The following is a 9,373-nucleotide window of genomic DNA, read 5'->3' as shown; positions in this document are numbered from 1 at the left end:
TAGAACCAGCCGCGCCAGAACCAGTCGAGGTCCGTGCCGGAAGCGTCTTCCATGGTGCGGAAGAAGTCGGCCGGGGTCGGACGCTTGAACTTCCAGCGGCGCGCGTATTCGCGGAAGGCGAAGTCGAACAGTTCGCGGCCCAGCACGGTTTCGCGCAGGATGTTCAGCGCGGCGGTCGGCTTGGCGTAGGAGTTCGGGCCCAGCGCCGAGATCGACTCGGAGTTGGTCATGATCGGCTGCTGGTTCGCGCTCTTCATGTAGTCCACGATCGAACGCGGTTCGCCGCGCGACTGCGGATAGCCTTCTTCCCATGCCTGCTCGGCCAGGTACTGCACGAAGCTGTTGATGCCCTCGTCCATCCAGGTCCACTGGCGCTCGTCCGAGTTGACCACCATCGGGAAGTAGTTGTGGCCCACTTCGTGGATCACGACGCCGATCAGGCCGTACTTGGTGCGCTTCGAATAGGTGATCTCGCCGGTCTTCTTGTCCTTGGTCGGACGCGGGCCGTTAAACGAGATCATCGGGTATTCCATGCCGCCCACCGGACCGTTCACGGAAATCGCGACCGGATACGGATAGTCGAAGGAGTACTTGTTGTACTGGTCGATGGTATGGATGATGGCCTGGGTCGAATAGCGCTCCCACAGCGGGTTGCCTTCCTTCGGGTAGTAGGACATCGCCAGCACATTGGTCGAATCCTTCTTGAAGCCCTGCGCGTCCCAGATGAATTTGCGCGAGGACGCCCAGGCGAAGTCGCGTACGTTCTTGGCCTTGAAGCGCCAGGTCCTGGTGGTGGTGGCGCGGGTCTTTTCCTTGGCTTCCGCCTCGGCCTGGGTCACGATGACGACCGGCTTGGTGGCGGTGCGGGCCTGTTCCAGGCGCTGGCGCTGGGTGACGGTGAGCACGTCGCCCGGGTTCTGCAGCTCGCCGGTGGAGGCCACGATGTGGTCGGCCGGAACCGTGACGGAGACGTCGTAGTCCCCGAATTCCAGCGTGAATTCGCCGGTGCCGAGAAACTGCTTGTGCTGCCAGCCCATCACGTCGTAGTAGGCGGCCATGCGCGGGAACCACTGGGCGATCTCGAACAGGTCGTTCTTGTCTTCGTCGAACTTCTCGTAGCCGGAGCGGCCGCCGAGCACCTTTTGCTCGTTGATCTTGTAGCTCCACTCGACCGAGAACGCGACCTTGGCGCCAGGCTTCAGCGGCTGCGGCAGGTCGATGCGCATCATGGTGCGGTTGATGACGTAGTGGAGCGGGGCGCCATTGGCGTCCTTCACCGACTTGATGTTGAAGCCGCCGTCGAAGCTGCGCGCGGTCATCAGCGACTGCATCGCGTCGAACTTCATGCCGTCGTCCGGACCGCGCGGCTTGTCCCAGGCGTCGCGCGAGCGGATCGTGGCGGTGGTGCGCGAATCCGAGTTCGGCTTGTAGATGTTCTGGTCGAGCTGGACCCACAGGTAGGTCAGCGTGTCAGGGGAATTGTTGTGATACGTGACCGTCTCGGCACCGGTGATCGCACGGTTCGCTTCGTCCAGCGTGGCGCGGATCGTGTAGTCGGCGCGCTGCTGCCAGTAGGCCTGACCCGGTGCGCCGGACGCGGTGCGGATCGTGGTCGGCGTCGGAAGCAGTTCGTCGAGCTGGCGGAACTTGTCGTCGAAAGGTTCCGCTGCGATTGCGGACATGGTGAGGCATAGCGCCGCCAAGCTTATCGGCAAACGTATCATATTTACCCTGCAATAGAGGTTGAAAAGAAGAAAATATTCTAGTCTTACCTCTAGAACAAGGGTCCGCTTGATTTGTAACAAGCTTGTTACAAAGCACTAAAATGCCAAAATGTGGCGTTTTGGATACTTTTGTTGCTCTAAATATGCATATGTTTATGCGCGGCGTGCCGCATTCGCCACCGTGCGTAAATAGAGGGTGGCAAGCGCAATCAGGATGCCCAGCAGTACCAGCACCGTATTCATCCCCAGCTTGACCTGCAGCGCAAACGCATAGCTGGCCGTCATCGCCAGGATGGCCAGGTTTTCGTTGAAGTTCTGCACCGCGATCGATTGCCCGGCGCTCATCAGGCTGTGGCCGCGGTGCTGGAGGATGGCGTTCATCGGCACCACGAACAGGCCGGCCAGCACGCCGATCCCCAGCAGCATGGGCAGCGCGACCTGCAGCGTATGCACCAACACCATGGCGCACAGGCCGACGCCCATCACGATCCCGACCGGCATCACCGACATCGAGCGCACCAACGGCACCGTCTTGCCGGCGATCGCGGCGCCGATCACGACGCCGAAGGCGAACACACCCTGCAGCGCGGCGGCCTTGTCCAGTCCCAGGCCGAGGGCCGACTGGGCCCAGGCCAGCAACAGGATCTGCAGCACCATGCCGGCGCCCCAGAACAGCGAGGTCACGCCCAGCGAGACGCGGCCTTCGCGGTCGCGCCACAGGGTCGAATTGCAGCGGTAGAAATCGAGCAGCAGCGAAGGAATCGAACGGCGCGGCCTGGCATAGCGCGTGCCGGCGTTGACGATGCACAGGTTCAGCACGCCGGCCACGAAATAGGTCAGCACGATCACGAACACCGCCGCGCTCACCGGCGTGTCGGCGATGCCGCCGTGGGCCGGCGCCAGCCGCAGCAGCCAGGCGATCGTGTGCTCGTTGGCGGAGATCAGGCCGCCGAGGATGGTGCCGAGAATCATCGAGACCACGGTGCTTCCCTCGATCCAGCCGTTCGCCGCCACCAGGCGCGGCGCCGGCAGGACCTCGGCCAGGATGCCGTACTTGGCCGGCGAATAGGCGGAGGCGCCGAAGCCGACGATGCCATAGGCAAGCAGGGGATTGGCCTTGGCCAGGATCAGCGAGCAGCCGAACATCTTGATCGTGTTCGTCACCAGCATCACCCGGCCTTTCGGAAACATGTCGGCGAAGGCGCCGGCGAAAGGCGCCAGCAGGATATAAGAAAGCACGAAACCCATCTTCAGCATCGGCGTCATCCAATCCGGAAACGCGAGCGTCGTGACCAGCGACACACACAGGATGAACAGCGCGCTGTCGGCCAGCGAGGAAAAGAACTGGGCTCCGACGATGGCGAAGAAGGCTGGTTTCATGAAATCGGCCGGTAGTGGAGTGCCTTGTATATCACACCCTTGCTGGGCTCCGTTTTCGCTTGGATCACGCACGGCATCTACGCCAGGCGGAACGGGCGCGGCCGCGTCAGCGTGCATGGGGTGGACCTAAGGAGGTGTGAGATGCGGCTACGGGTGGCGAACCAGGCAGAACGGCATTTCGTTGCTTTTTGACACTAAATGTTGTCAATCCGTTGTAGGAAACGTCCTACGAAGGTATATTCCATTTCCGTCTCATGGTTACATCGGTGGCAAGGATATGAACATCAATAAGGTACACGCCGACAGGCACGGCGAATACCTGGCGCTTGCGGTGATTTACGGTTTTTCTGTCGCAAACGTCCTGAAAATCAAGCAGGCGACCCTGGACGACGGCGGATACCGGATCGTCAGTCGAATCGCTGGTCAGAGCGAAGCCCTTATCGGGTGGCTGCCCCGGCTGCATTTTTACGCGGCCGATGTTCTGCTTATGCTGGGTGTCGTTCCTCTCATGCTCGTGTGCATGGCCAGATTCGTCAGGCCGGTGATCTTTGCGCGTGTCGTTCTGCTGCTGTCCTTGAGCCTGGTCGGCTTGTCATTCGTGAATATGAATGCCTTGGGCATTACCGGCAAATTCTTTTCTGTCGACCAGATTGCGCCGATGTTGACCTGGGTGCAGGAGCGTCCAGAAACTATTTCCGAGTACGTCTCCATTTCCGCGCTGTCCAAACTGGGGCTGGTGCTGGCTCTCATTTTTGCCGTATATCGCCTTCGACAGTCGTCCCTGTTTTCATCCTTCACGTCGGCGCCGGTCCTGCTGTTCACGGTGGCATGCATCGCGAACCTTCTTTCGGCCTATGCCTGGAAAACGGATGACCTTCCGAATACCCCTTTTCATGCCTCGGCAGCCATCCGGATGAGCGAAGCCCTGCTAGTCAAGGACACGATCAAGATATCGCAGGACGATCTGAACCGAAGCGTCGAACGCCTCGCCTATGCATGCGAAAAACCGGACGCACCTGGGCGTGGTGCCAAGCATGAGGGCAGGCGGAACTTCGTGCTGTTCATCATGGAGACGGTTCCCTACGAGCTGTTCATCGGCGACAAAATCGCAGATACCGGCACCTTCGGCGAACTTGGGAAATCCGGATACAAGGCGACGAACCATTATTCGACCTATCCCTTCACGAGCTATGCGCGGTTTTCCATTTTTACCGGACTGTATCCTGCGTATCGACTGGAAAAGACGCTGCCGCTCGGCACGGAGCATCCCTACCGCAGCTTTTTCAGCGTGCTCGCCGACGACGGCTACGATTTCAAGGTCTTCGATCCAGTGACGAAGCGCTACGAAATCGACGACTGGCTGGTGCATCAGGTGGGAGGCCAGGTGGTTGGTGCAGATATCGACGGCAGCATCAAGGAAAAGGACGATCGCGTTCTGGGCAAGATGCTCGAACAGATCGCCACGGCGAAAAAATACGGCCAGCCTTTTGTGTATGCCATCCTGCCGCAGATAACGCATGGCCCCTGGCTTCCCGAAGGCGCATCGAAAGAAGCGCTGTACGAGGAAGGGCGCAGCCGGCTGAGGCAACTGGACGCCAGCCTGGCGGCCGTTGTCGGCGCGCTGAAAAAGAGCGGGGCATACCAGGATACCATTATCGTCGTCACCGCCGATCATGGCTTGAGGACGAGGAAAGAGGCGGGGTTCCTGAAGACCGGCGTGCTCAACGAGGTTTCCTATCACGTCCCGATGCTGATCCACGATCCGCGAATGAACAAAAGCGTCGAGATCGATGCGCCGACGAGCCATCTGGATATCTCGCCGACGCTGCATTGCCTGTATGGCTCGAAGCCAGGCCGGATCGACACCCAGGGACGGATGATCACGTCCAATCGCCCACGCACGCTGTATTTCGGCGGCGCCTGGTATCACGGCAGCGATGGAATGTGGGATGGCAGCGCCTTCTACAGCTACAACCATCAATTGAACATGCTCTGGAAAGCGGAGGCCTTCGATTTCGACGAAGGACTGCCGCTGCGCGATGCCGCAGAGTTCGATCGCATAGCCGCCCTCATGCAGCGCCAGGGCAGTGTTCAGGAAGCTTTGCTGGCCAGGTAAACGCCTGCCGGCGCGAGGTGCTCAGCGCCCCGCTCAGTGCTTCGGCACCTTGGCGCTGCGTTTGAAGGGAAGATCGAAGGAACCGGCATGCAGGCGGCCCGCCGGGCTGCCATCCTTCGCCATGCGCAGCTCCAGCTCGCGCGACAGCACGAACAGCACGGCCGGCGACGCCGATGCGGCATACAGCGGTTCGACCGAACCTTCGCGCAGCCCCAGCACGAGCTGGCCGTCCTGGTCGGTGATCTCGAAGTTGCCCATTCCCTTGATCTCGTAGGTCCCGACCAGCGCCTTGCGCTTCGCGGGCGACAGCGCGACCGCCTTGCGGACCGCGGTCTGGTTGCCGGGCCAGCGGTATTCGAAGGCGGCGGCGCGCAGGATGCCCTGGGCCAGGTCGTTGCCGCCTTCGCCATTCGTCATCACCACCACGCCGTCGCCCTGCCCGAGGTAGGCCAACAGCACATCCTGGTAACCCACATTGCTGCCGCCATGGCCGAAGGACAGGCTCGGGCCCTTGCCTTCGATGCCGAAGCCGAGCGCGTAGCCGTTCTTCACCGGCTCGAGCATGGTGCGCGCCATCGCCGGCGAGAGCAGGGCTTGTCCCGATGCGTCGGCATTGCGCTGCACGCCGAGGATGAAGCGCGCCAGATCGCTCGGCGTCGTCCACAGGCCGGCGGCCGCGAGTTCGGGGTAGGTGTAGGGACCGCCCTTGTAGGGTTCGCCCTTGGCGTCGTGCGGCATGGCGGCGCGCGCCAGCTGCGCCGCCGGCAGCGGCTGACTGAAACCGCTGTCCTTCATGCCGAGCGGCGCGAGCACCGTCTCGGCCAGCAGCTCGGGAAAGGGCTTGCCGGCGCGGTCGATCATGGCCCGCTGGACCACCGTATAGCCGCCGCCGGAATACGTCCAGGCCTGGCCGGGCGGATTCTCGATGCGTATCGGCTTGGTATTCGCCGGCGGCTTACCGTCCAATACCTGGACCAGGGTCGGCACGGCGGCATCATGCGCATAGCCGGGGAAACCGGAGACCGAGGTGCCCGCCGTGTGCGACAGCAGCTGGCGCAGGGTGGCATGGGCGCCTTTCGGGCCGGGCGGCAGCTTCCAGGTACGCAGTTCCGTGTTGATGTCGGCATCCAGCGCGAGCTTGCCTGCCTCCACCATGCGCAGCGCGGCGAGGGCGGTGACGGGCTTGCTGATCGAGGCGGCCTGGAACAGCGTCTCCGGCGTCACCGGCTGGCCATCCTTCGAGGCGAGGCCGTAGCCCTTGGCCCAGGCGATCTTGCCGTCGCGGATGACGGCGATGCTGACGCCCGGGACGTGCAGGCGCTGCATCTCGTCGGCCAGGGTCGCGGTCGGCACCGGCTTGCCGGCCAGGGCGATGGCGGGGCGCAGGGCTTGTTCGATGTGCCCGATGTCGGCGCCGTCGTCCGCCAGCGCGGGAATGCAGGCCAGCAGGCTCGCCAGGGTCAGGACGGTCTTGTTGCCGGATTTCAAGTTCTGCATTCGGGCTCCAGGGAATGGTTGCTCAGCAGCGAACCATTATCATTGGAGCATGTATTTGCTACAAGAAAAACTTAGCCGAAGCCGCGTACGGGGAAGCGCTCGTCGCGCTGGATCCAGTTGCGCGACGAGTACGCGGTGCGCGCATCCGTCACATGCAAGGTGAAGGCATGCCGCGATACAGGTGAACGATTCGGCGCACTGTAATGCGGCAGCAGCCCATGGAAGCACACCAGGCTGCCGGCCTTGGCCTCCAGCGGCACCGCGGTGGCGTCGTCCGGCCACGGCGTCGCGTCCAGCTTTTCCATCGTGATCCGGTCGCCGTCGCGCAGGAAGCGTTCGCGCAGCGGGCCGCGGTGGCCGCCCGGCTCGACCCACAGGCAGCCGTTGTCGATGGTCGCGTCTTCGAGCGCGAACCAGAAGGTGGTCACGCTGATCGGCGTCGAGTCGAAGAAGGTGGCGTCCTGGTGCCAGCGCACTTCGCCGCCGATACCGGGCTGCTTGAAGATGTACATCGATTGCCAGACCTGGGGCTGCTCGAGTCCCAGCTCGCGCGCCACCGCTGCCAGTTTCGCGTCGCGCGTGAAGGCTTCGAAGACCGGATCGAGGTCGTGCATGGCGTGGCCGATCTTGTTGATCGACAGGGCCTTGGCCTGCTTCAGCTGGCCGTTCGCGTCGAAGGCTTCCTCTTCGAAGAAGCAGCGCACCGTGTTGTCCGAGCCGAGGAACCAGGCGTCGCTGGCGTTTTCCTGGTCGCGCGTGGTGAAGACGACGCCGGACTCCATTGGGTCGAAGGCGTCGACGATGGCTTCGGCGCGGGCGCGCAGGCCTGCGATCTCGTCCGGCGTCTTGAAATTCGGGATGACGAGGTAGCCGTCGCGCTGGTAGCGGTCGCGCTGTTCCTGGGTCAGCATGGTGGCAGGCTCCGTTGAGTAATCAAGGCATTCTACGCCGCCGACACCGTCCAGCCGTCGTCGGCATACACCCGCTCGTCGTCCAGGTACACCGCATCGGTCACCACGAACACGTCGATGTGGTAGCGCGCATCCTTGCGCTTGAATCCGGGCTTGGCGTACACCCCGTGCTTGGCGCCCAGCGACAGGTGGATGCCGCACATGCGCTCGTAGGTGCCGATGTCGTCGACCCGGCGCTCGCGCGAGAAGGCGCGGTTCATGCCGAAGCCGAGTTCGCGCACCCAGACCTCGCCCTCGTCGCGGCGGATGATGTCCAGCACCTGCTGGAACCCGGGCGTCACGTTCTCCGCACCGACCACGCGGCCGCGCTCGATCACCAGCGTGATCGGCGCCTCCGGACGGTTCACCAGATAGCTGGTATCGCCGAACACGTGGACCTGGGCGCGGCCGTTGACGGCTTCAAGGTCGCGCGCCTCGGTGAACACTTCGCCGATCGGGAACTGGCCGCCGACGTTGTTCATCGCGCTGTAGTCGCCGACATTCAGCTTGGCCGATTCGAAAGGCGAATCGAATACGAGCACGGCGTCGCCGCCATGGACTTCGGCGCGCGAGGCGGTATCGATGCGGCGCTTTAGCGCATGGCCGACGCCGCGGAAGTACCGAGGATCGTAGGCCAGCGACTCGATGTAGTGCTCGCCCTGTGCCCCCGGCATGCGCGACAGGTGCACGTGCTCGATCACCTTCAGTCCCAGCTTGAACAGCTCCACGCGCAGGCGGAAGCCGTCGAGGCGGAAGTTGGTCGATTGCACCAGCACCACCAGGTCGCCCGGCGCATAGGTCTTGAACGCCGTGAGGACCGCATCCGGCGTGACGGCGTCGAAGTCGATGAAGCCGGCCTCGGGCAGGTTGCGGCGGTAAGCCTCCATCAGGGCGCGCGACAGGCCGGTCCGGCGGTCGAACACGACCAGTGCGCGCTTGCCCAACCCGTGTTCGAGCGCGATCGCGAGCACGTCGCGCAGGTGCGCGGTGGCGGCGTCGATGGCGGAGGAGGGCAGGTCGGGATTCGGGAGCTCGATGGCGTTCATGGCGTCGGACGATGGGAGGCAACCCGTCATTATAGCCTTGCCCCGGCCGTCCGGATGCCGGCGGCAGTGCTTGCGGCAGCTCACGGACACGAGGCCGGCTTTGCTGCACAGTTTGCCTGTCGGGGAGTCTTATCATGTTGATTCTAAAAGGAAAATTTCCTTTCTTTAATTTATTTCCGCTGCTGCTGGCGTTGCTGCTGGCCGCAGGCTCGCCTGCGCAGGCGGCCGAGGCCAAGGCGGGCGCGGTCGCGCCGGACGTGGTGGCGGCCGAGTTCTACGGCTGGTACCTCGAGGCCCTGAGCGCCGACCAGGATCCGCTCAGCGACCGTTACGACACCTTCACCCGCTACGTGACGAGGGAGCTGGCGGCGCGGCTGGTCGAACGGCTGCAGGGCGGCCGGCTGCCGCAGCGCGATTACTTCACCCAGTCCACCGGCTACCGGCCGGCCTGGCAGCGCAGCGTGCACGCGGCCACCATGCGCCGGCGCGCCGCCGCCGCCGATGTCGTCGTCACCCTCGGCGGCGGGGAAACCGGCGAGGACCACGGCCCGCGCCAGGTGCTGGCCTTGTCGATGGTGCTGGAGAACGGCAGCTGGAAAATCCGACAGGTCGTGTCCGTTGATGCGTCCAGAAGTTCCGCTGAACAGCCCGCCATTTGAT

Annotated in this window: 7 protein-coding genes; 2 read left to right on the top strand and 5 right to left on the bottom strand. The window is 63.4% G+C overall.

The window, feature by feature from the left end; genetic code table 11:
• Both AB4Z32_RS20010 and lplT read right to left on the bottom strand, forming a co-directional pair.
• A partial coding sequence (locus tag AB4Z32_RS20010; protein ID WP_442123621.1) for a M1 family metallopeptidase occupies positions 1 to 1,682 on the bottom strand: 1,682 nt, incomplete at its 3' end.
• A gap of 195 nt (positions 1,683 to 1,877) precedes the next feature.
• A complete protein-coding gene (gene lplT, locus AB4Z32_RS20005) occupies positions 1,878 to 3,104 on the bottom strand; it encodes a lysophospholipid transporter LplT (protein ID WP_442123620.1) in 1,227 nt (408 codons plus the stop codon).
• Positions 3,105 to 3,381: 277 nt separating this feature from the next.
• Between lplT and AB4Z32_RS20000 the strand changes: the two genes are divergently transcribed.
• Entirely contained in the window at positions 3,382 to 5,220 is a 1,839-nt protein-coding gene (locus tag AB4Z32_RS20000) for a sulfatase-like hydrolase/transferase (protein ID WP_442123619.1), read from the top strand.
• A 33-nt stretch (positions 5,221 to 5,253) separates the two neighbouring features.
• On the opposite strand, the gene AB4Z32_RS19995 is transcribed toward AB4Z32_RS20000, so the two are convergent.
• The 3 genes from AB4Z32_RS19995 to AB4Z32_RS19985 all read right to left on the bottom strand — a co-directional run bounded on the left by AB4Z32_RS19995 (position 5,254) and on the right by AB4Z32_RS19985 (position 8,713).
• Positions 5,254 to 6,717 (bottom strand): serine hydrolase domain-containing protein, encoded by a 1,464-nt coding sequence (locus tag AB4Z32_RS19995; RefSeq protein ID WP_442123618.1) that lies wholly within the window; start codon positions 6,715 to 6,717, stop codon positions 5,254 to 5,256.
• A gap of 71 nt (positions 6,718 to 6,788) precedes the next feature.
• Complete coding sequence (locus AB4Z32_RS19990; RefSeq protein ID WP_442123617.1) at positions 6,789 to 7,628, bottom strand: phytanoyl-CoA dioxygenase family protein; 840 nt, start codon at positions 7,626 to 7,628, stop codon at positions 6,789 to 6,791.
• Between the two features lie 32 nt (positions 7,629 to 7,660).
• Complete coding sequence (locus AB4Z32_RS19985; protein WP_442123624.1) at positions 7,661 to 8,713, bottom strand: hypothetical protein; 1,053 nt, start codon at positions 8,711 to 8,713, stop codon at positions 7,661 to 7,663.
• A gap of 134 nt (positions 8,714 to 8,847) precedes the next feature.
• On the opposite strand from AB4Z32_RS19985, the gene AB4Z32_RS19980 reads away from it, so the two are divergent.
• Complete coding sequence (locus AB4Z32_RS19980) at positions 8,848 to 9,372, top strand: DUF3828 domain-containing protein (protein WP_442123616.1); 525 nt, start codon at positions 8,848 to 8,850, stop codon at positions 9,370 to 9,372.
• The last annotated feature ends 1 nt before the right edge of the window (position 9,373 follow it).

Source organism: Massilia sp. 2TAF26 (assembly GCF_052115005.1).
Classification (GTDB): domain Bacteria; phylum Pseudomonadota; class Gammaproteobacteria; order Burkholderiales; family Burkholderiaceae_D; genus Telluria.
This window is presented reverse-complemented; position numbering and strand designations above follow the sequence as displayed.

Bases quoted from the DNA above. Each gene is read 5' to 3' on its own strand.
- lplT (WP_442123620.1), bottom strand. From the start codon at position 3,104: ATGAAACCAGCCTTCTTCGCCATCGTCGGAGCCCAGTTCTTTTCCTCG.
- AB4Z32_RS20000 (WP_442123619.1), top strand. From the start codon at position 3,382: ATGAACATCAATAAGGTACACGCCGACAGGCACGGCGAATACCTGGCG.
- AB4Z32_RS19995 (WP_442123618.1), bottom strand. From the start codon at position 6,717: ATGCAGAACTTGAAATCCGGCAACAAGACCGTCCTGACCCTGGCGAGC.
- AB4Z32_RS19990 (WP_442123617.1), bottom strand. From the start codon at position 7,628: ATGCTGACCCAGGAACAGCGCGACCGCTACCAGCGCGACGGCTACCTC.
- AB4Z32_RS19985 (WP_442123624.1), bottom strand. From the start codon at position 8,713: ATGAACGCCATCGAGCTCCCGAATCCCGACCTGCCCTCCTCCGCCATC.
- AB4Z32_RS19980 (WP_442123616.1), top strand. From the start codon at position 8,848: ATGTTGATTCTAAAAGGAAAATTTCCTTTCTTTAATTTATTTCCGCTG.